Source organism: Streptomyces sp. Je 1-79 (genome assembly GCF_025195125.1).
Lineage (GTDB): Bacteria > Actinomycetota > Actinomycetes > Streptomycetales > Streptomycetaceae > Streptomyces.
This window is the reverse complement of record NZ_JAMGSL010000008.1, coordinates 161,472-183,063: the sequence shown is the minus strand read 5'-3', so window position 1 is coordinate 183,063 and position 21,592 is coordinate 161,472. Positions and strand designations below refer to the sequence as shown.

18 protein-coding genes are annotated in these 21,592 nt (G+C 72.0%); 10 read left to right on the top strand and 8 right to left on the bottom strand.

Annotated elements, in window-relative coordinates:
* The first annotated feature begins 547 nt into the window (after nt 1-547).
* On the top strand, nt 548-904 hold the full coding sequence (locus tag M5362_RS18355; protein ID WP_260228660.1) for a cupin domain-containing protein: 357 nt from the start codon (nt 548-550) through the stop codon (nt 902-904).
* A gap of 106 nt (nt 905-1,010) precedes the next feature.
* On the opposite strand, the gene M5362_RS18350 is transcribed toward M5362_RS18355, so the two are convergent.
* Nucleotides 1,011-2,303 (bottom strand): MFS transporter, encoded by a 1,293-nt coding sequence (locus M5362_RS18350; RefSeq protein WP_374214490.1) that lies wholly within the window; start codon nt 2,301-2,303, stop codon nt 1,011-1,013.
* Between the two features lie 101 nt (nt 2,304-2,404).
* The gene (locus tag M5362_RS18345; RefSeq protein ID WP_260228659.1) at nt 2,405-2,938 is read right to left on the bottom strand and encodes a methylated-DNA--[protein]-cysteine S-methyltransferase; all 534 of its coding nucleotides are present in this window, start codon (nt 2,936-2,938) and stop codon (nt 2,405-2,407) included.
* 193 nt (nt 2,939-3,131) lie between these two features.
* Between M5362_RS18345 and M5362_RS18340 the strand changes: the two genes are divergently transcribed.
* From M5362_RS18340 to M5362_RS18320, 5 genes are all read left to right on the top strand, one after another.
* Nucleotides 3,132-4,085 (top strand): MHYT domain-containing protein, encoded by a 954-nt coding sequence (locus tag M5362_RS18340; protein WP_260228658.1) that lies wholly within the window; start codon nt 3,132-3,134, stop codon nt 4,083-4,085.
* Between the two features lie 71 nt (nt 4,086-4,156).
* A complete protein-coding gene (gene uvrB / locus M5362_RS18335; protein WP_260228657.1) occupies nt 4,157-6,295 on the top strand; it encodes an excinuclease ABC subunit UvrB in 2,139 nt (712 codons plus the stop codon).
* A 149-nt stretch (nt 6,296-6,444) separates the two neighbouring features.
* On the top strand, nt 6,445-7,023 hold the full coding sequence (locus M5362_RS18330) for a TerD family protein (protein ID WP_260228656.1): 579 nt from the start codon (nt 6,445-6,447) through the stop codon (nt 7,021-7,023).
* Nucleotides 7,024-7,120: 97 nt separating this feature from the next.
* The gene (locus M5362_RS18325) at nt 7,121-9,082 is read left to right on the top strand and encodes a TerD family protein (protein WP_260228899.1); all 1,962 of its coding nucleotides are present in this window, start codon (nt 7,121-7,123) and stop codon (nt 9,080-9,082) included.
* Between the two features lie 233 nt (nt 9,083-9,315).
* A complete protein-coding gene (locus M5362_RS18320) occupies nt 9,316-10,335 on the top strand; it encodes a TerC family protein (RefSeq protein ID WP_260228655.1) in 1,020 nt (339 codons plus the stop codon).
* 102 nt (nt 10,336-10,437) lie between these two features.
* Here the strand turns inward: M5362_RS18320 and M5362_RS18315 are convergent, their stop codons facing one another.
* From M5362_RS18315 to M5362_RS18305, 3 genes are all read right to left on the bottom strand, one after another.
* Nucleotides 10,438-11,715, bottom strand: coding sequence for an MFS transporter (locus M5362_RS18315; protein WP_260228898.1), 1,278 nt, complete (start codon nt 11,713-11,715; stop codon nt 10,438-10,440).
* Nucleotides 11,716-11,989: 274 nt separating this feature from the next.
* Entirely contained in the window at nt 11,990-12,646 is a 657-nt protein-coding gene (locus tag M5362_RS18310; RefSeq protein WP_260228654.1) for an MBL fold metallo-hydrolase, read from the bottom strand.
* A 49-nt stretch (nt 12,647-12,695) separates the two neighbouring features.
* Nucleotides 12,696-13,397 carry a maleylpyruvate isomerase family mycothiol-dependent enzyme gene (locus M5362_RS18305; RefSeq protein ID WP_260228653.1) on the bottom strand — a complete coding sequence of 234 codons (702 nt, stop codon included), beginning with the start codon at nt 13,395-13,397 and terminating at the stop codon, nt 12,696-12,698.
* A 187-nt stretch (nt 13,398-13,584) separates the two neighbouring features.
* On the opposite strand from M5362_RS18305, the gene uvrA reads away from it, so the two are divergent.
* Entirely contained in the window at nt 13,585-16,563 is a 2,979-nt protein-coding gene (gene uvrA, locus M5362_RS18300; RefSeq protein ID WP_260228652.1) for an excinuclease ABC subunit UvrA, read from the top strand.
* A 73-nt stretch (nt 16,564-16,636) separates the two neighbouring features.
* On the opposite strand, the gene M5362_RS18295 is transcribed toward uvrA, so the two are convergent.
* Nucleotides 16,637-17,527: a carbohydrate kinase gene (locus tag M5362_RS18295; protein ID WP_260228651.1), complete on the bottom strand. Its 891-nt coding sequence runs from the start codon at nt 17,525-17,527 to the stop codon at nt 16,637-16,639.
* Nucleotides 17,528-17,642: 115 nt separating this feature from the next.
* Here M5362_RS18295 and M5362_RS18290 point away from each other — a divergent pair, with 115 nt between their 5' ends.
* The gene (locus M5362_RS18290) at nt 17,643-18,068 is read left to right on the top strand and encodes a Rieske (2Fe-2S) protein (RefSeq protein ID WP_260228650.1); all 426 of its coding nucleotides are present in this window, start codon (nt 17,643-17,645) and stop codon (nt 18,066-18,068) included.
* A gap of 75 nt (nt 18,069-18,143) precedes the next feature.
* Here M5362_RS18290 and M5362_RS18285 read toward each other — a convergent pair whose 3' ends face one another.
* Complete coding sequence (locus M5362_RS18285; RefSeq protein ID WP_260228649.1) at nt 18,144-19,073, bottom strand: hypothetical protein; 930 nt, start codon at nt 19,071-19,073, stop codon at nt 18,144-18,146.
* 249 nt (nt 19,074-19,322) lie between these two features.
* On the opposite strand from M5362_RS18285, the gene M5362_RS18280 reads away from it, so the two are divergent.
* Both M5362_RS18280 and M5362_RS18275 read left to right on the top strand, forming a co-directional pair.
* Entirely contained in the window at nt 19,323-19,910 is a 588-nt protein-coding gene (locus M5362_RS18280) for a papain-like cysteine protease family protein (protein WP_260228648.1), read from the top strand.
* 5 nt (nt 19,911-19,915) lie between these two features.
* A complete protein-coding gene (locus M5362_RS18275) occupies nt 19,916-20,683 on the top strand; it encodes a hypothetical protein (protein WP_260228896.1) in 768 nt (255 codons plus the stop codon).
* A 73-nt stretch (nt 20,684-20,756) separates the two neighbouring features.
* Here M5362_RS18275 and M5362_RS18270 read toward each other — a convergent pair whose 3' ends face one another.
* Entirely contained in the window at nt 20,757-21,590 is an 834-nt protein-coding gene (locus tag M5362_RS18270; protein ID WP_260228647.1) for an SDR family NAD(P)-dependent oxidoreductase, read from the bottom strand.
* Between the last annotated feature and the right edge of the window lie 2 nt (nt 21,591-21,592).

Genomic DNA, 21,592 nt, shown 5'->3' with positions numbered 1-21,592 from the left:
GGGTGAGTTTGACGCGCACACGCCATGCTGGGCAGGGGGGTCGGAGGATTCCGTCCGACCGTCATTGGGCGCACCAAAGGCGCCTCTCGTGACCAGCGGGGACATCGGCCCACCGGCTGTACCGCAGGCCCTGGTTTTCAGCCGTACGGGGCCGAGATACCGGTCTCGGCGGTGTGCGCGTATGAGCGGTTCCGCCCCCGGGAGGGCCGAAGTGTTCATCTGCCACTTGTACGACGCCGGTGCCCCCGACTACGACCGGACGTACGCCGTTCGGCCGCCTCGACCACTCCTTCGGAATCCGTGCCCGGCCCTCCGCTCCGGCCCGCGCGGGACAGCGGGCGTCCCGCCGGGAGCAACGCGCGACACCGCCCGGCACCTCGCCGGAAGCGTCGCGGGACGCTGCGTGGCACCGCTCGCACGCGTCCTTCGGATTCCGTCGCGGTTGCCGGATTCGGCGAAGTCGCCTGGTCAGAGGCGAACCGGAGTTGATCCCTCCATCAGGTCCTGGGCGCGGGACGGCCGGAGGCCCCCGCTACAGTCACCGGCCATGACGACACATGACCAGCCCTCCTTCGCCGTCCACATCCCCGACGCCGAGCTCGAGCCCGAGCCGCTCGACCCCGCCCAGATCGTCTCCGGCACGCCCGAGGTGACCGGCAAGGTGCTCTGGGAGTCCGCCGACGGCAAGCAGGTGCGCGGCATCTGGCAGATCACCCCCGGCGTGGTGACCGACACCGAGGCGAACGAGCTCTTCGTCGTCGTCAGCGGACGCGCCACCGTCGCCGTCGAGGGCGGTGACACGCTGGAGATCGGGCCCGGCGACGCGTGCGTCCTGCGCGAGGGGGACCGGACCACCTGGACGGTCCACGAGACGCTGCGCAAGGCGTACCACATCAGCCTCTGAACGCTTTGGCCCGAAGCCCGAAGCCCGAAGCCCGAAGCCCGAAGCCCGAAGCCCGAAGCGGGAGGCGGGGGCCGGGGTCCGTTCGGGCGCTCGGACCCCGCCCCCTTCAGGCGCGCCGCAGCGTTCCGCGTACCGCCAGCGCCGCCATCGGCAGCAGCAGGCACGCGCCCACCAGGTTCAGCCAGCCGTAGCCGGCCTGGGCGACGATCAGCCCCGCCATCAGACCGCCGACGCCGGCCGCCGTGTTCATGATGAAGTCCGACAGACCCTGCACCGCCGCCCTGGCAGCCTGCGGAACGGAGTCGGTGAGCAGCGCGGAACCCGACACCAGGCCCGCGGACCAGCCCAGTCCGAGGACGAACAGGCCCGCCGCGGTCTGCCCGTGGCTGGGACCCGCCGTGCCCGCGAGCAGCGCCGCCACGGAGAGGAGCCCGACCGCGAGGCCGATGACGGAGAGGCGTCCCACGCGGTCCGACAGCCAGCCCATGACGGGCGAGAAGGCGTACATGCCGGCGATGTGCCCGCTGATCACCAGGCCGATCAGCTGGATGCCCGCACCGTGATGGCTCAGCGCCACCGGGGTCATCGACATGATCGAGACCATCGCGGTGTGCGAGGCCGCGATGGTCACCAGCGCGAGGCGGGCACCGGAGGACTTCCGTACGGCCCGTACGCCCGCCCGGAGGGAGCGGCCCTCGGCCCCCTGGTCCTCTTCGGGAGCGGCCAGGTCGCGGGCCGTCAGGAGCGGGTCGGGACGGAGCAGCAGCGCGACCACGAGCGCGGCGATCAGGAACACGCCGGCCGCCCAGACGAAGGGACCGGCCGTCGCCGGGATGCCGAGGCCCGCCACGCTCTCCCCGGCCGGCGCGGCGATGTTCGGGCCGAGGACGGCGCCGATCGTCGTGGCCCAGACGACGGTGGAGATGGCCCGGCCCCGGTGGTGCGGTTCGGCCAGGTCGGCGGCGGCGAAGCGGGCCGCGAGGTTGGCCGAGGACGCGGCGCCGAAGCCGACCAGGCCCGCGAGGAGCAGCGGGAAGCTGTCCACGACCGCCCCGAGGACGACGACTCCGGCGCCCAGCGCACCGATCAGATACGCCAGGACGAGCCCGGGGCGCCGCCCGCGCGAGCCCATCAGAGCGGCCAGCGGCATGGCGAGCAGCGCGGGACCGGCCACCGAGGCCGTGGAGGCGAGCCCCGCCAGGGCTTCCGTGCCGCTGATGTCCTTGGCCAGGACGGCGGCGAGAGCGATTCCGGTGGCGATCCCGAGTCCGCCGAGGATCTGCGTGGCGATCAGCACGGCCTGGACGCGCCGCCGGAGCGCCGGCACGCAGATCGCCGCGGCAGGGGTGGGTATCTCCGCCGGACGGGCGGCGTCAGGGGCATCGGGGGTGTGGGTCACCGACGTGAGTGTGCCAGCCGGCCCGGCCCGTGAGAACGCCCCCTCGCCCCCCGAGCCACGGGCGGCGCACCTCAGGAGAGGCGGGTCGCCTCGGAAGAGCGTCAGAAGAGCGGTTGCGGCAGCACCCCCTCCAGGGCCAGCAGCGTCCGTTTCGTCTCCAGGCCGCCACCGAAGCCACCGATCCCGCCGTCGCTCTCCACGACCCGGTGACACGGCACCACCAACGGCAGCGGATTGGAACCCATCGCCGCCCCGACGGCCTGGGCGGCGCCCGGCTGCCCGACCCGCTTCGCCAGATCCCCGTACCCGACGACCGTCCCGAACGGCACCCCGTCCGCCAGCTCGCGCAGCACCTGGCGGTTGAAGCCCGTCGTCAGCGTCCAGTCCAGGGCCAGGTCGAACGCGCGCCGCCCACCCTCGAAGTACTCCGCGAGCTGCCGTATGGGCTCGGCGAGCCGCCCCGAGGCGCTCGGTACGGGCTCCGCGCCGAGCTGCCCGCCCAGCCGGTCGAGCGCCGCCTCCCGCACCGCCTCGTCGGCGTGGAAGACCACGCTCACCAGACCGCGATCGGTCGCCGCGAGCAGCAGCGGACCGATGTCGCTCGGCACGACCGCCCATTCCACCGTGGTGTCCATGACGCTCACGGTACGGCCGACCACTGACATCGCGGTGGGTCACAGCCCGGTCTCGGCCCGGTCTCGTCCGTGCCAATTCCCGGACCTCATGGTCGTACGGCCCTTCGCGCGCCATAATCTCGCCCCGTAGTACTACTCAGCGGTACCGACTGTTTTCGGACGACGTGGCACCACGGCTGGAGGACGGACGCGCATGCAGGGCACGGTCGACGGATTCAGCTACGGCCTCGTCACACCGGTCGCCGCCTACCTCATGGCCTGTCTCGGCGGGGCCCTGGGGCTGCGCTGCACCACGAGATCCCTGCGCCACCGCGACACCTTCAAGGCCGGCTGGCTCGCCCTCGGAGCGACGGCCATAGGCACCGGCATCTGGACGATGCACTTCATCGCGATGATGGGCTTCTCCGTCAGCCAGGCGCCCATCAGCTACGACCGCCCCATCACCTTCGCCAGCCTGGGCGTCGCCATCCTGATGGTCGGCATCGGGATCTTCATCGTCGGCCACCGCGGCGCCACCGCCCTCACCCTCGTCACGGGCGGCACCATCACCGGTCTCGGCATCGCCACCATGCACTACCTCGGCATGGCGGGCATGCGGTTCCGGGGGACGATCGACTACGACACCGCCACCGTCGCCCTCTCCGTCGTGATCGCCGTCGTCGCGGCCACCACCGCCCTCTGGGCCGCCGTCTCGGTACACGGATTTCTGGCCAGCCTCGGCGCCAGCATGGTGATGGGCCTCGCAGTCAGTGGTATGCACTACACCGCCATGGCCGCCGTCAACGTCCATGTGCACGGCTCCGGCGCCTCCACCGGCGGTGACAGCACCACCTCGCTCCTGCTGCCGATGCTGGTCGGCCCGGCCGTCTTCCTGCTCCTCGCCGCGGTCGTCGTCATGTTCGACCCGCTGCTCGTCATGGGCGACCCGGACTGGCAGCGGCCCGCCGCGCAGGGCGTCCACCGCCCCGGAGTACCCGCCCAGCGCCGCGCCCCCGCCTACGGCGAGCCCGCGAACTGGGCGTCCCGGCCGCCCTCCGGCCGAGGAAGCCGAGGAAGCCGGGGAGGCCGTGGAAGCCGCGCGGACCGTGCCGCCCGCGGCGACGCCAGGAGCGCCGGGAGGGGCGCCCACCGCTCCCAGGAGTGGTGAGAAGCGGGGCTCGGAGCGGGCTGTGAGCCGTTCCCCGCCCGACTGTCAGTGGGGGGTCGTACGGTGGGTGCATGCGGCCCGTTTCCCAGATCGAACGTACGGTGGCGCCTTTCGAGGTCGTCAGCTCCTACCAGCCCAGCGGCGACCAGCCGGCGGCCATCGCCGAGCTCGACCGGCGCGTGCGCGCGGGCGAGAAGGACGTCGTCCTCCTCGGCGCGACCGGCACCGGAAAGTCCGCGACCACCGCGTGGATGATCGAGAAGCTGCAGCGCCCCACCCTGGTGATGGCGCCGAACAAGACCCTGGCCGCCCAGCTGGCCAACGAGTTCCGCGAACTCCTGCCGAACAACGCCGTCGAGTACTTCGTCTCGTACTACGACTACTACCAGCCCGAGGCGTACGTCCCGCAGTCGGACACCTACATCGAGAAGGACTCCTCGATCAACGAGGAGGTCGAGCGGCTCCGCCACTCCGCGACGAACTCGCTGCTCACCCGCCGTGACGTGGTCGTGGTCGCCTCCGTCTCCTGCATCTACGGCCTCGGCACGCCCCAGGAGTACGTGGACCGGATGGTCCCCCTCAAGGTCGGCGAGGAGTTCGACCGGGACCAGCTGCTGCGCCGCTTCGTCGACATCCAGTACACGCGCAACGACCTCGCGTTCACCCGGGGCACCTTCCGGGTCCGCGGCGACACCATCGAGATCTTCCCGGTCTACGAGGAGCTCGCCGTCCGCATCGAGATGTTCGGCGACGAGATCGAGGCGCTCTCCACGCTCCACCCGCTCACCGGCGAGGTCATCAGCGAGGACCGCGAGCTGTACGTCTTCCCCGCCAGCCACTACGTCGCGGGCCCCGAGCGCATGGAGAAGGCGGTCAACGGCATCGAGCGCGAGCTCGAGAGCCGCCTCGCCGAGCTGGAGAAGCAGGGCAAGATGCTGGAGGCCCAGCGTCTGCGCATGCGCACCACGTACGACATCGAGATGATGCGCCAGATCGGCTCCTGCTCCGGCATCGAGAACTACTCGATGCACTTCGACGACCGCGAGCCCGGCTCCGCGCCCAACACGCTCCTCGACTACTTCCCCGAGGACTTCCTCCTCGTCATCGACGAGTCACACGTCACCGTTCCGCAGATCGGAGCGATGTACGAGGGCGACGCCTCCCGCAAGCGGACCCTGGTCGACCATGGCTTCCGGCTGCCGTCCGCGCTCGACAACCGGCCGCTGAAGTGGGAGGAGTTCCAGAAGCGGATCGGCCAGACCGTCTACCTCTCGGCCACCCCCGGCACGTACGAGCTGTCGCGCGGCGACGGCTTCGTCGAGCAGATCATCCGCCCCACCGGCCTGGTCGACCCCGAGGTCGTCGTCAAGCCGACCGAGGGCCAGATCGACGACCTGGTCCACGAGATCCGGCTGCGCACCGAGAAGGACGAGCGGGTCCTCGTCACCACGCTCACCAAGAAGATGGCCGAGGACCTCACCGACTACTTCCTCGAGCTCGGCATCCAGGTCCGCTATCTGCACAGCGACGTCGACACCCTGCGCCGTATCGAGCTGCTGCGCGAGCTGCGGGCCGGCGAGTACGACGTCCTGGTCGGCATCAACCTGCTCCGTGAGGGCCTCGACCTGCCCGAGGTCTCGCTCGTCGCCATCCTCGACGCCGACAAGCAGGGCTTCCTGCGCTCCGGCACCTCGCTGATCCAGACCATCGGCCGCGCGGCGCGCAACGTCTCCGGACAGGTCCACATGTACGCGGACACCGTCACGCCGGCGATGGAGAAGGCCATCGACGAGACCAACCGGCGCCGCGAGAAGCAGATCGCGTACAACACGGCCCACGGCATCGACCCGCAGCCGCTGCGCAAGAAGATCAACGACATCGTGGCCACCATCGCCCGCGAGGAGGTCGACACCGAGCAGCTGCTCGGCACCGGCTACCGGCAGGCGAAGGACGGCAAGGGTGCCAAGGCCCCCGTCCCCTCGCTCGCCGCGCACGCGACGAAGAGCAGGGCGAAGGGCGCCAAGGCGGGCTCCACGGTCGAGCTCGGCGACCGCCCCGCCACCGAACTGGCCGCGATCATCGAGGAGATGACCGACCGGATGCGCGCCGCCGCGGCGGAACTTCAGTTCGAGGTGGCCGCACGGCTGCGCGACGAGGTGGGAGAGCTGAAGAAGGAGTTGCGCCAGATGAAGGAGGCGGGACTCGCCTGACCGTTCGGGCGCTCCGGGGGCTCCCGGTGTGTTGCAAGACCGACACAAAACGCGACCGTGTCTGCTGCGTTGTCACCACCCCTGCGTAGGGTGCTGGGGAAACCGCACGCACAGGCGGCCGCGGGGATCGCTAGGAGAGGGGACAGCGCGTGACGGTCAACATGACCAAGGGTCAGGCCATCAGCCTGGAGAAGCAGGGCGGGGGCAGCCTGACGTCCGTACGGATGGGTCTCGGCTGGCAGGCGGCGCCCCGACGCGGCCTGTTCGGTTCGCGTACGCGCGAGGTCGACCTGGACGCCTCCGCGGTGCTCTTCGCCGACAAGCAGCCGGTGGACGTGGTCTTCTTCCGCCACCTGGTGAGTGACGACGGCTCGGTCCGGCACACCGGCGACAACCTGGTGGGCGGCGCGGGCCAGGGCGGCGACGACGAGTCGATCCTGGTCGACCTGGAGCGCGTCCCGGTCCACATCGACCAGATCGTCTTCACGGTGAACTCCTTCACCGGGCAGACGTTCCAGGAGGTGCAGAACGCCTTCTGCCGGATCGTCGACGAGACGAACGGCCAGGAGCTCGCGCGCTACACCCTGGACGGCGGCGGCCAGTACACCGCGCAGATCATGGCGAAGGTGCACCGGGCGGGCTCCGGCTGGCAGATGACCGCCCTGGGCAACCCGGCCAACGGCCGGACGTTCCAGGACCTCATGCCCGCGATCCTGCCGCACCTCTAGGACGGCACCGCAGGCACACCCGCAGCTCCCGGAGGCAGCAGGCCGCCGGGAGCTGTCCCGCATGATCCGCACGGAAGACGCTGAGGGGACAGAGCCGATGACGGCCGAGCTGGTCCGGGGGCAGAACCACCCCCTGCCCGACACCCGACTGGAGATCCGGGTCTCGGCCGGTCACCCGGTCGTCGCCGGCGCCACCCTCGGCGACGAAGCCGGCAGGGTTCCCGGAGTCGAGTGGATCGCCCATCCCGGCTCGCCCTCACTGCCCGGCGTCGAGGTCTCCCAGCAGGCGGCGGCCGACCACCGCCTCGCCGTCGACCTGGAAGCCGTCCCCGCGGCCGTGCACCGCCTCTCGGTCCTTCTGGCGCTGCCCGTCGGCGTCGGCGGCCCGACCCGCTTCGGCGCCCTCGCGGCCCCCTTCGTGGCCGTCACCGGCCTCGACGGCACCGAGATCGCGTCCTACACGGTGACCGGCCTGGACCGCGAATCCGCCGTCGTCGCCCTGGAGCTGTACCGCCGTCAGGGCGCGTGGAAGGTGCGCGCCATGGGCCAGGGGTACGAGGGCGGCCTCGCCGCCATGCTCGGCGACCAGGGGTTGGACCGCCCCGCCGACCTGGCCGCCTCGATCCTGGAGGCCGTCGCCAGGGGCCTCGCCCGCTCGGTCTCCGCCCCGCCGCCGAGGGTCCCGGAGACGGAGCGCGTACGCCACTCGGCGCCGTCGGCGGCCGGCGAGCCGATGGCCGCCGCGGACTCGTCCCCGACCCTGCCGGTGACCCCGCCGCCCGCGTCGCATCCGTCGACGCCGTCGTCCGCGCCGGCCCCGTCCGCGCCGACGCCGCCTACGCCGCAGCCCTCCGGCACGGGCGGGCCCATCAGCTACGCCCATCCCCGCCGGCGGCCGGCCGCGCCAGAGCCCCGGCAGGCTCCGCCCGTACCCGTCGCGGGCGACGCGAGCGGCTGGTCGATGGACGAGCGGCTCTACAACCAGGTGTGGGGCATGTTCGAGGACCTGGCCCGCACCACCGCCGCGTACCGCAGCGCGTGCGACTTCGCCGAGTCCCGTCTCGACAAGGAGCTCGACAGCGTGCTCTCCGACCCGCGCAGCCGGATCGGCGGTGCCGGGGACGCCGCCCGTGAGGCGGCCCGCGCCAAGCACGACGAGCTCACCGCGCGCGCCCAGGAGGCCCTGGACCGGGACCTCGCGCAGCTCGCCGCGGAGTCCGAGGTCGTCGAACCGGCGCTGCCCGCCGCCTACGCCCGCTGGGACAACCCCGTCTGGCACGCCTACCGCGTCCCCATGGAGGTCCCCATGGCGCTGCGCCTGGGCGACCTCCATCTGCCCGAGTGCACCGATCTGCGCATCCCGATGCTGGTCCGGCTCCCGCTGGAACGCGGGTTGTGGGTGGACAGCGGCCGCGGCCACTCGGAGGCGGCGGGGCTTCTCGACGAGACCGAGACGCGCCGGCTCGCCCTGGAGACCGCGGTCGCGCACGCGGCGCGGCTGCTCGCGGTCTACCCGCCCGGCGAGTTCACGGTCCATGTCCTCGACCCGGCGGGCTCGGGCGCGACGGCGCTCGCGCCGCTCGTCGAGGCGGGTGTGCTGGCGGGCCCGCCGGCCGCCGGGGCGGCCGGGGTCTCGGCCGTCCTGGCCAAGCTCACCGAGCGCGTGGACCTGGTCCAGATGGCGCTGCGGGCGGGCGCACCCGACGCGCTGCCGCCCGGCATGGACACCGCCGAGCAGCTGCTGATCGTCCATGACTTCCCGCACGGCTTCGACGACCGGGCGGTCACCCAGCTCCGCTACCTCGCGGACGAGGGCCCGGCGGTCGGGGTCCATCTCATGATGGTCGCGGACCGTGAGGACGCCTCCGCCTACGGTCCGGTGCTCGACCCGCTGTGGCGCTCGCTCCTGCGGATCACTCCCGTACCGGACGATCACCTGGCCGACCCGTGGGTCGGCCACGCCTGGACGTACGAGCCGCCGCGGTTCCCGCCTGGCAGCCGGGTGCTGGCCCAGGTCCTCGCCCAGGTGGCTGAGGCCCGTCGGCAATGGGGCCGCTGACCAGGCTCTTTGGGGCCTCTTTACCCTTGTCTTTACCTTTTCTTGGTTCTTCGGGTAGTCTTCTTGGCGCGGAGGGGAGTACTCCCCATGTGCGGCGTTCCCGTCAATACGGACGGCCCCGAGCGGGGTCGATCCCGGGGCGTCGGCCCGGCCCGTCACACACGGACCCCGGGTGGAGGAGACCTCCGGCAGCGACGACGCTGATCAAGTAGCCGTACGACGCCGGAGGCGCAGTGGACGTTTCGACGACTCTCTGGGTGCTGACCATTCTCGGTCTGGGCGCCCTCATCGCTATCGACTTCTTCATCGGGCGCAAGCCCCATGACGTGTCGGTCAAGGAAGCCGGAATCTGGTCGATCGTCTGGATCGTCCTGGCCGCCCTCTTCGGGATCGGCCTGCTGATCTGGGGCAACAGCCAGGCCTCCGGCGAGTTCTTCGCGGGCTACATCACCGAGAAGTCGCTCAGTGTCGACAACCTCTTCGTCTTCGTCCTGATCATGGCGAAGTTCTCGGTGCCCTCCCACCTCCAGCAGCGCGTGCTGCTCGTCGGCGTGCTGATCGCCCTGGTGCTCCGCGCGATCTTCATCGCCGCGGGCGCCGCGGTCATCGCCAACTTCTCCTGGATCTTCTACATCTTCGGCGCGTTCCTGATCTACACCGCCTGGAAGCTCATCCAGGAGGCGCGGGCCGACGAGGACGAGGACGACTGGGAGGAGAACCGTCTCCTCAAGAGTGTCGAGAAGAAGTTCGGCGTCGCCGACCGGTACCACGGCACCAAGCTGTTCATCCGGAGCAACGGCAAGCGGATCATGACCCCGCTGATGATCGTCATGCTCGCCATCGGCACCACCGACATCCTCTTCGCCCTCGACTCCATCCCGGCGATCTTCGGCCTGACCCAGGACCCGTACATCGTCTTCACGGCCAACGCCTTCGCCCTGATGGGTCTGCGTCAGCTGTACTTCCTGATCGGCGGCCTGCTCAAGAAGCTGGTCCACCTCAGCTACGGCCTGTCGGTGATCCTCGGCTTCATCGGCGTCAAGCTCGTGCTGCACGCCCTGCACGAGTCCGGGGTGCACGTCCCGGAGATCTCCATCCCGTTCTCGCTCGCGGTCATCGGCGGTGTCCTGGTCGTCACCACGATCACCAGCCTGATCGCCTCGAAGCGGCAGGCGGAGCGCGAGGCCGCCGAGGCCTCGACGACCCCCGCGGCGGAGGCCGGAGAGTCCGAGAAGGACAGCGTCGGCGCCTGACCGCGTACGGCACGTAGCAGCGCACCGCGGCCGGTGCGGGCGGCTCACCACCGCCCGTACCGGCCGCGTCGCGTTCCCCGCGGCCTTCCGCGCGGGAGCGTTCTAGACGGGCACCTTCGCCGGCGCCTCGGTCCGGGCCGGGAGCGTCTCCGGGAGCAGCGCGAAGCACCCGAGGCTCACCAGCGCCACCACCGTCAGATACGCCGCCACGCCCCAGGGCGGCCCGGAGCCCCCGGACAGCGCCGTCGCCAGGATCGGCGTCAGCGCCCCGCCCAGGACGCCCGCCAGGTTGTAGCCGACCGCCGCGCCCGTGCACCGCACCCTTGGCTCGTAGAGCTCGGGGAGGTACGCGGCGACCACCGCGAACATCGTGATGAAGGAGAGCAGGGCGCCCAGGAAGCCCAGGAACATCAGCACCGGCCGTGCCGTGTGCAGCAGGGCGGCCATGGGGAACATCCAGACCGCCGTGGCCGCGCATCCGAGCAGGCAGAGCGGGCGACGGCCGTACCGGTCGCCCAGCATCGCCGCCAGCGGGGTGGTGGCACCCTTGACCGCCACCGCCGCCATGATGCAGACCAGCATGGTCGTACGGCTGACCCCGAGGCGCTCCGTGCCGTAGGCCAGGGCCCAGGTGGAGACCGTGTAGAAGACCGCGTACCCGACGGCGAGCGCGCCGGCGGTGAGCAGGACCAGCCGCCAGTGGTCGCGCGCCACCTCGGCGAGCGGGGCGTTCGCCCGCCGCCCGCTCGCGCTGAGCTCCTGGAACTGCGGGGTCTCGGCGAGCGAGGAGCGCAGCAGCAGCCCGCCCACCGCGAGCAGCCCGGCCGCCCAGAACGGCACGCGCCAGCCCCACTCCCGGAACTGCGCTTCGCTCAACGCGGCCGACAGCGCCAGCATCACGCCGTTCGCCAGCAGGAAGCCGACCGACGGGCCGATCTGCGGGAAGCTCGCCCAGAGTCCCCGCCGCCGCTCCGGGGCATGCTCGGCCGTGAGCAGGACGGCCCCGCCCCACTCGCCGCCCAGGCCGAGCCCCTGCAGGAAGCGCAGGACGAGCAGCAGGACGGGGGCGGTGATCCCGATCGTCGCGTACGTCGGGACCAGGCCGACCGCCACGGTGGCGCACCCGGTGAGCACCAGCGAGGCGAACATGACCGGGCGCCGGCCGTAGCGGTCGCCGACATGGCCGAAGAGCACGGAGCCGAGCGGGCGGGCCACGAAGCCGACGGCGAAGGTGCCGAAGGCGGCCAGGGTCCCGGCGACGGGGGAGAAGGTCGGGAAGAAGAGCGGCCCGAGAACGAGCGCGGCGGCGGTCCCGTACACGAAGAAGTCGAAGAACTCGATGGCCGTCCCGACGAGCGAGGCGGCGGCCAGCCGCCCCATGGAGGGCGCGGCAGGGGCGCCGGAGGGGTGGGGCGCGGCCGAGGAGTCCGGGGGTCCCGCGGGAGCCGGCACGGAGAGGGCGGTGGGCTCCGGGACCGTTCCGGGCTCCGCGGGTGCGGTGGGCGGCGGGGACCCCGGATCCTGCGACGGATGCGGAGAGTGACTGTGGCGCATGTCGCGCCAACTACCCTGCGTCCGTCCGGGTTACGGGGGCGTGCGGAAGCACACGGCCACGGACCGCGCGCCTCCGCCGGTCAGAGCCGTCCGGGAGGCGTCACCAGCCGCGCGCGTGCCACGCGGGCAGGTGCGGCCGCTCGTCACCGAGCGTGGTGTCCTTGCCGTGGCCCGGATACACCCAGCTCTCGTCGGGCAGGGCCTCGAAGAGCTTGGTCTCCACGTCCTGGATCAGGCTCGCGAAGGCCTTCGGGTCCTTCCAGGTGTTCCCCACCCCGCCGGGGAACAGGCAGTCGCCCGTGAAGACGTGCGGGTGGCCGTGCGGGTCGTCGTAGATCAGCGCGATCGAGCCGGGCGTGTGCCCGACGAGCCGGCGGGCGGTCAGCTCGACCCGGCCGACCTTGATCGTGTCGCCGTCCTCGACGGGGACGTCCGTCGGGACGGGGATGCCCTCGGCGTCGTACGCCCCGGCGTACGTCCGAGCCCCGGTCGCCGCGACCACCTCGGCGAGCGCCTGCCAGTGGTCGCCGTGCTGGTGGGTGGTGACGACGGACGCGATGCCGTCGTCACCGATCAGCGTCAGGAGGGTGCCGGCCTCGTTTGCCGCGTCGATCAGGAGCTGCTCGCCGGTCGCCCGGCAGCGCAGCAGATACGCGTTGTTGTCCATCGGGCCGACCGCGACCTTGGAGATCATCAGGTCCGTCAGCTCGTGCACATCGGCGGGCCCGCCGACCTTCACCGCTCCGCTGTACGTCATGGCCTCAGCCTATCTCCGGGCACCGACAGGCGTGGGTCCCACAGGGGGGCTACAGGGGCGGGAGATTGGGGAGGTGGTCGCCCTCCAGGACGGCGAGGTGGGCGCCCTCGTCGCCGCGTCCGGAGAGCCAGCCGAGCAGCTCGGCGCGGGTGCCCCCGAGGACGACGGCGTCCCCCTTGTCGCCGCCGGTGCGCCAGCTGGGGCTGTCCTCGTCGTACCCGAGACGGAGCGTCACCGGCGGGACCTCCGGGCGCCCCGACCAGCGGTCCGCCAGGAAGTCGATCTCCCGCAGGACGAACTCCTCCGGCAGGTCCTCCAGCTCGTAGCCGATCCCCAGGTCGACGTGGTGCAGCTCCACCTCCACCCAGCGGCGGAAGGGCACCCGGGCCGCCCGGTCCGTGACGCCGTTGCGGAGCTCCACGGTCCGCTGCCAGTCGGCGGGCTCCGCGCCCACGGCCTGGAAGCGCTCGCCCGTCTCGCGGACGTCGGCGATCTGTGCTGCCAGGGCGCGCGGGGCGTCCCGCTCGATGTCGGAGTCCCGGGTGGCGGCGTCGGCGTACATCGGCCGGCCCTGGAGGACGTTCACGAGGGCGTCGGCGTTGCGGGCGACGTGGGCCAGGACATGGCCGCGGGTCCAGCCGGGAAGCCGTGACGGCTCGGCCACGGCGGCGTTGTCCAGGGAGGCGGCTGCGTGGAGGAGCCGCTCGGTCGCTTCACGTACAGAGGCCAGGTCACGCACATGGTCGATCATGTGGCCGACCCTAGCGCCGCCACTCATTCGGGTGAAGCGGTCGGAGCAGGACCGGAAATCGAATGTGCGTGCTATAGGCTCGATGGAAGCATCCGGCATCCTTGGTTGTTGGGTACCCAGACACATCCAGGCATATCTGTGACCCGCACTCTGTGCCTCCGCTCTCTCAAGAAAGGTGCGGACCGGCGTGGCCGACCGTCTCATCGTTCGTGGCGCTCGCGAGCACAACCTCAAGAACGTCTCGCTCGACCTCCCCCGCGACTCCCTCATCGTCTTCACCGGGCTGTCGGGGTCGGGCAAGTCCTCCCTCGCGTTCGACACGATCTTCGCCGAGGGGCAGCGTCGGTACGTCGAGTCGCTCTCTTCGTACGCCCGGCAGTTCCTCGGCCAGATGGACAAGCCGGACGTCGACTTCATCGAGGGCCTCTCGCCCGCCGTCTCCATCGACCAGAAGTCGACCTCGCGCAATCCGCGCTCGACGGTCGGCACGATCACCGAGGTCTACGACTACCTCCGCCTGCTCTTCGCCCGCATCGGCAAGCCGCACTGTCCCGAGTGCCGCCGCCCGATCTCCCGGCAGTCGCCGCAGGCCATCGTCGACAGGGTCCTGGAGCTCCCCGAGGGCAGCCGCTTCCAGGTCCTCTCGCCGCTCGTGCGCGAGCGCAAGGGCGAGTTCGTCGACCTCTTCGCCGACCTCCAGACCAAGGGCTACAGCCGGGCCCGGGTGGACGGTCAGACCATCCAGCTCAGCGAACCGCCGACGCTGAAGAAGCAGGAGAAGCACACGATCGAGGTGGTCGTCGACCGCCTCACCGTGAAGGACAGCGCCAAGCGCCGGCTCACCGACTCCGTGGAGACCGCCCTCGGACTCTCCGGCGGCATGGTCGTCCTCGACTTCGTCGACCTCGCCGAGGACGACCCCGAGCGCGAGCGGATGTACTCGGAGCACCTCTACTGCCCGTACGACGACCTCTCCTTCGAGGAGCTGGAGCCCCGCTCCTTCTCCTTCAACTCGCCCTTCGGCGCCTGCCCGGACTGCACCGGCATCGGCACGCGCATGGAGGTCGACCCCGAGCTGATCGTCCCGGACGAGGACCGCTCGCTCGACGAGGGCGCCATCCACCCCTGGTCCCACGGCCACACCAAGGAGTACTTCGGCCGGCTCATCGGCGGCCTCTCCCAGGCCCTCGGCTTCCGTACGGACATCCCCTACGCGGGGCTCCCGGCGCGGGCCAAGAAGGCCCTCATGCACGGCCACAAGACCCAGGTCGAGGTCCGCTACCGCAACCGGTACGGACGCGAGCGGGCGTACACCACCCCGGCCTTCGAGGGCGCCGTCTCCTTCGTCAAGCGGCGGCACAGCGAGGCCGAGAGCGACTCCAGCCGCGAGCGCTTCGAGGGCTACATGCGCGAGGTGCCCTGCCCCACCTGTGAGGGCACGCGCCTGAAGCCGATCGTCCTCGCCGTCACGGTCATGGAGCGCTCCATCGCCGAGGTCGCCGCGATGTCGATCAGCGAGTGCGCCGAGTTCCTCGGCCGCCTGAAGCTCAACGCCCGCGACAAGAAGATCGCCGAGCGGGTCCTGAAGGAGGTCAACGAGCGGCTGCGGTTCCTGGTCGACGTCGGCCTCGACTACCTCTCGCTCAACCGCGCCGCCGGCACGCTCTCCGGCGGCGAGGCCCAGCGCATCCGGCTCGCCACCCAGATCGGCTCCGGCCTCGTCGGCGTGCTCTACGTCCTGGACGAGCCGTCCATCGGCCTCCACCAGCGGGACAACCACCGGCTCATCGAGACCCTGGTCCGGCTGCGGGACATGGGCAACACGCTCATCGTCGTCGAGCACGACGAGGACACCATCAAGGTCGCCGACTGGGTCGTGGACATCGGCCCCGGCGCCGGTGAGCACGGCGGCAAGGTCGTCCACTCCGGCCCCTTGAAGGAACTGCTCGCCAACAAGGAGTCGATGACCGGGCAGTACCTCTCCGGCCGCCGCGCCATCGGGACGCCGGACATCCGCCGCCCGGTGGACCCCTCGCGCCGGCTCACGGTGCACGGCGCCCGGGAGAACAACCTCCAGGACATCGACGTCTCGTTTCCGCTGGGCGTCCTGACGGCCGTCACCGGCGTCTCGGGCTCCGGCAAGTCGACGCTGGTCAACGACATCCTCTACACCCACCTGGCGCGCGAGCTGAACGGCGCCAAGTCGGTGCCCGGACGGCACACGCGCGTGGACGGCGACGACCTCGTCGACAAGGTCGTGCACGTCGACCAGTCGCCGATCGGCCGCACCCCGCGGTCGAACCCGGCGACGTACACCGGAGTCTTCGACCACGTCCGCAGGCTCTTCGCCGAGACGATGGAGGCGAAGGTCCGCGGCTATCTGCCGGGCCGGTTCTCCTTCAACGTCAAGGGCGGCCGCTGCGAGAACTGCTCCGGCGACGGCACGATCAAGATCGAGATGAACTTCCTGCCGGACGTCTACGTCCCGTGCGAGGTCTGCCACGGCGCCCGGTACAACCGGGAGACCCTGGAGGTCCACTACAAGGGCAAGTCCATCGCCGAGGTCCTGGACATGCCGATCGAGGAGGCCCTGGACTTCTTCGAGGCGGTCCCGACGATCGCGCGCCATCTGCGCACGCTCAACGAGGTCGGTCTCGGATACGTCCGGCTCGGCCAGTCCGCGCCGACGCTCTCGGGCGGTGAGGCGCAGCGCGTGAAGCTCGCCTCCGAGCTCCAGAAGCGTTCGACCGGCCGCACGGTCTACGTCCTGGACGAGCCCACGACGGGTCTGCACTTCGAGGACATCTCGAAGCTGATCAAGGTCCTGTCCGGTCTGGTCGACAAGGGCAACTCGGTGATCGTCATCGAGCACAACCTCGATGTCATCAAGACCGCGGACTGGGTCGTCGACATGGGCCCGGAGGGCGGCAACGGCGGCGGTCTGGTGATCGCCGAGGGCACTCCGGAGGAGGTCGCCTCGGTCCCGACGAGCCACACCGGCAAGTTCCTCCGCGAGATCCTGGGCGCCGACCGCATCAGCGACGCCGGCGTGCCGGCGGCGCGGAGCGCGAAGAGGGCCCCCGCGAAGAAGACAGCGGCCAAGAAGACGGCGGCGAAGAAGGCCGTGCCCGCCAAGAAGACGGCGGCGCGGGCCCGCAAGGCCTGACACCGAGCGGGTGCCGGGGCCACCGCCCCGGCACCCGCCTCCGAGGCGCCGAAGCAGGGCCTCGGAGCAGAGATCAGGCCGTCAGCTCGCTCGCGTACGGAGGTTCGGCGCCCGGGCGCGTGCAGGTCAGGGCCGCCGCCCGGGCCGCGTACGTCAGGAGCTCGGACCAGGCGCCGGCGTCCAGGGCCTGCACCGGGCGGTCGCCCAGGCCGTGCAGCAGCGCCGCGTTCACCGTGTCGCCCGCGCCGATCGTGTCCGCGACCTCGACGCGTACGGCCGGCACCGACACCTCGTACGACGGGGTGTGGACCGTCAGTCCCGCCCCGCCGCGGGTCAGGACGACCGCCGAAGGGCCCCGCTCCAGCCACCGCGCCGGGGTACCGCCCAGCCAGTCCGCGTCGTCCTCCGAGAGCTTCAGGAGCGAGACGTACGGCAGCCAGGACTCGAAGCGCTCGCGGTAGGCGGCCGCGTCCGGGATCAGGCCCGGGCGGATGTTGGGATCGAGCAGCGTCAGGACGCCCCGCTCCGCCTCCCGCCGCAGCAGCGCCTCGTACGCGCTCGCGCCCGGCTCAAGGGCCAGCGAGCACGTGCCGAACGCCACCGCCCGCACCCCCTGGGGCAACCGCTCCGGCAGGGCGAAGAGCCGGTCGGCCGTGCCCTCGACGTAGAAGCCGTACTCCGCCGAGCCGTCCGCGCCGACCGAGGCGACCGCCAGCGTCGTCGGCTCCGGGCCGCGCTGGACCAGCCCGGTCGCCACCCCGGCCTCCCGCAGACCGCCCATCAGCGCCTCGCCGAACGCGTCCGTCGAGACCCGTGAGCAGAAGGCGACCCCGGCGCCCAGGCGCCCGAGGGCCACGGCCGTGTTGTACGGCCCCCCGCCCCTGCGCGGCACCAGCGCGGGCAGCGGTCCGGCGGCCCCGTCGGGGACCAGATCGATCAGGGACTCACCGGCGACGACGATCACGCCGTGAACGTAACCCATGCCCCACCGGCCACGACAGCCCCCTCGCAGGCCCGTGAGCGGGCGCCGGTATCGTCGGTTCGGTCACCCCATGCCCCGATTCCACCGTGGAGCGCCCATGTCCGGCCAGTCCAGCCGCCGCACCGTACTGAAAGGCGCCGCCCTCGCCGGCGCCGCCGGGCTGGGTGTCGCCGCCTGCTCCACGGAGTCCAAGCTCGGGCACGCCCAGGTCCCGACCCCGACCGCCCCGGTGACCCTCGGCGCCCCCGAGGACGTGCCCGTCGGCGGCGCCAGGCTCTACCGCGAGCAGCGGGTCCTGGTGAGCTGCCCGGCCGAGGGCCAGTACAAGGCGTTCAGCGCCCAGTGCACCCACGCGGGCTGTGTCCTCGACAAGATCGAGAACAACGAGGGCAACTGCCCCTGCCACGGCAGCCGCTTCGACGTGACCACGGGCAAGGCCCTCCAGGGCCCGGCGACCGTCCCGCTTCCCGAGGTCCCTGTCCGGGTCGAGGGCGGCAAGCTGGTGGCGGGTCCGGAGGCGTAGGACGCCGCAGGGCGCGAGTCCGGGTGGCGGGTCCGGAGGCGTAGGACGCCGCAGGGCGCGAGTCCGGGCGACCGTCTACGCCCAGTCCCAGTCGATCCCGAGGATCCCGGGCCGTACCCCCTGCTCCACCAGGTGCACCGTGCCGTGCCGCCCGCTCAGCGTCAGATCCGACCGGCCACCGCGCGGCGCGCCCGCCGAGACCTGGGCGAAGCGCCGGCACCGTACCGGCAGCGCCGCCTCGTCGAACCGCACCTGGAGCACGTACTGCCCGCCCGCGAAGCTGAAGCCGCGGACGTACTCCCCGCTCGGACCGCCGGTCCCGTCCTCGAAGCCGTAGCCGAAGAGGTACGTCTCCCCGGCCCGCAGCCGCGCGTCGAACAGCAGCTCCGCGACGAGCACCCCGGTCTCCGCGTGCCACCGCACCCGCCCCGTCCGGCAGTTCTCCGTCGCCCTCACCACCACCCGCGAGGGATCGCAGCCCGGATCGCCGTGGTGGATGGCGAGATAGCGGTCGATCCCGTCCCGGTGCGCCCGGACCACGTGCTGCGAGTCCCGCCCCACCAGCTCGCGCCCCGCCCCGATCCGTACCCGCTCGTGGTGGCCGACGGTGTGCAGCCCGCCGTCCACCGGTGACTCGAGCCCGGCGAGCAGCTCCTCCACCGCGCCCGACGCCTCCACCAGCGAGCGGTACGAGCGGGCGGCCGGCCGCTCCACCTCACCGCGCGCCGCCCTGTCCTCGGTCAACAGCCGGATCAGCGAGTTCCCCGGGAGCTGGAGGACCTCCTCGAGGGCGCGGACGGCCTTCATCGACTCCGGCCGCTGCGGACGGCGGGCGCCCTGCTGCCAGTAACTGAGGCTGGTGACCCCGACCTTGACCCCCCGGTGGGCGAGATGGTGCTGCACCCGCTGGAGCGGAAGACCGCGCACCGCGAAGGCCGTGCGCAGGGCGAGATGGAACGGTCCGGTGTGCAGCAACTGCGCCAGATCGGCCTCGGTGTGCCCCACGGGGACTCCTCAGTGAACGTTCACGACGAAGGGGGCGGGGCACCGCGCCGCCGGGGGCGGGCCCGCAGGTGACGGGAAGGCGTGCGTTCACACCCGGAGTCACACCGTTCACAGGCCGCCGTCACCCCGCATTGAAGCGTGTTGACCAGTTCCGGACAACGCTCGATGCTCCTGCACAGCGTCCGGACGCGCTCCTCCACCCCCCACACCCCCACACATCCCCACACCCCCCGTCTCGGGAGGAACGCGATGCGCAGTAGAAAGCTGTCCTCGGCGGCACTCGCCGCTGCCGCCCTCTTCCTTCTCCCCATGTCGTCGGCGACCGCCGCGCCGACGGCCGAGGACGTCTCCACCCTCGCGTCCAAGCGGCTGAACATCACCATGCAGGCGCAGCAGAAGAGCAACTGGTGCTGGGCCGCCGGCGGCAACACGATCGCCACGTGGTTCGGAAGGAACTACAGCCAGAACCAGTTCTGCAACGCCGCCTTCAACCGCCAGCAGGGGTACGACTGCCCCAACAACCAGGCCACGCTCGGCAATGTGCAGACCGGTCTGCGCTGGGCGGGCGTCAACCCCGGCTCGTACGTGACGGGCTGGCTGCGTTACCCGACGGTGCAGACCGAGATCGCCGCCGACCGCCCGATCGAGACGCGGATCCAGTGGGCGAGCGGCGGCGGCCACATGCATGTGATCTACGGGTACGACGACGCGAACAGCTGGGTCTACTGGGGCGATCCCTGGCCCTCCAACGACCGGTACAACTGGGCCTCGCACGCCTGGTACGTGGAGAACGGCTCGTTCTCCTGGACGCACTCGCTCTACCGGATAGGGGCGTGACGACGATGAACGCCACCGCACGCGCCATCGGCGCCGGATTCCTGAGCGCCGCCGCGCTCGTCGCCCTCGGTGCCGTACCCGCCACCGCGGCCGAGGCACCGCCCCGCGCGCAGACCCCGGAGAAGGCCGCGTCGGCCCCCGCGACCCTGGACACGCTCTCCCGGTTCTTCGCCCGCGACGGAGCCCTCGCCCGCTCGGCGGCGCGGCCCCGCATCGAGGAAGCCTCCGTCCCCGTACGGGTCCTGTCCCCGGAGTTCGTGGCGGGGAAGGCGGGGGCGCCCGTCGCCCGCGTCGAGTTCCACGCGAGCAAGGCGGTCGCATCGGACGGGCAGACCGCCTCCCTGTGGACCGCGCGACGGGCGGACGGCGACTGGCAGGTGGTGAACATCGCCACCGGCGACGACGAGATCCGGTACGCGGACCAGGGCGCGCGGGCGCTGCCCGGCGGGATCGTCTTCCGCGAGCCCCAGATCGACGCGTGGTACGTCCAGAAGGGCGCGAAGGTGCTCCCGCTGGACGAGGACGCGGTGCGGGCGGTGGGCAGGAACGGGACGAGCCTGGCCGCCTACCGGGACCGGGTCGTGAAGGCGTACGGGGCGAAACTGCCCGGGTCGGCGTACGCGAGGAAGGGCGCGGCGGGCGGCTACGACACCGGGTCCCCGGCCCACGAGGAGCCTCTCGTCACGGCCGCCGCCGCCACGGCGGGCGCGGGCGCGGTCCTGGCCATGGCCCTGATCGGCGCACGGGCCCTGCGCCGCCGCCGCACGGCCTGACACGGGGCGCGGGCGCCGCGCCGCGATGACCCGGGGGGGGTGGGTGGTGCGTCCCCGCGCGCCGCCCGCCCCCTCATCGCGCCAGATATCCCCCGTCCACGGGCAGGACCACGCCCGTGATGAAGGACGCCTCGTCCGAGGCCAGGAAGAGGATCGCCGCCGCCACCTCCTCGGGGGTGCCGAAGCGGCGCATCGGATGGAGGTCGACGATCTCCGCCAGGTACTCCGGGCCGCCCGGCTCCGTACGGGCCGCGGCGACCCGTTCCGTCTCGATCGTGCCCGGCGCCACCGCGTTGATCCGGATCCCGCGCTCCGCCCACTCGACGGCCAGGTGCTTCGTCAGCCCCGACGCCACGAACTTCGCCGGGCCGTAGACCGCCTGGCGGGCCTGGCCCGCCACACCGGAGATCGAGGAGGTGCAGACGACCGCCCCGCCGCCCTCCTGGCCGGCCATCGCCTCGATCGCGTACTTGCAGGTCAGGAACATGCCCTTGCCGTCCACGGCCATGACCCGGTCCCAGTCGTCCCCGGTCGCCTCCGTGACGTCGGAGAGCGGGATCACCCCGGCATTCGCCACCAGGACGTCGATCCGGCCGAACCGGTCCACCGCCGTCGCGATCATCCGCCGCGCGTCCTCGTCCCGCGAGACGTCGCCGACCACCGCCACCACCTCGCCGCCCGCGCCCTCCGCGCCACCCGTGCCCCCTGCGCCCTCCGCGCCGCCTGTGCTCGCGGCGTCGCGCAGCGTCGCGAGCCGGTCCGCGTCCACGTCGGCGGCCACCACCCGCGCCCCCTCCCGGGCGAAGCGCAGCGCCGTCGCCCGCCCGATTCCGCTCGCCGCCCCGGTGATCACGCACACCCGGCCCGCGAGCCGTCCCGTCGCCTGTCCCGTCGCCTCTGTCGTCATGC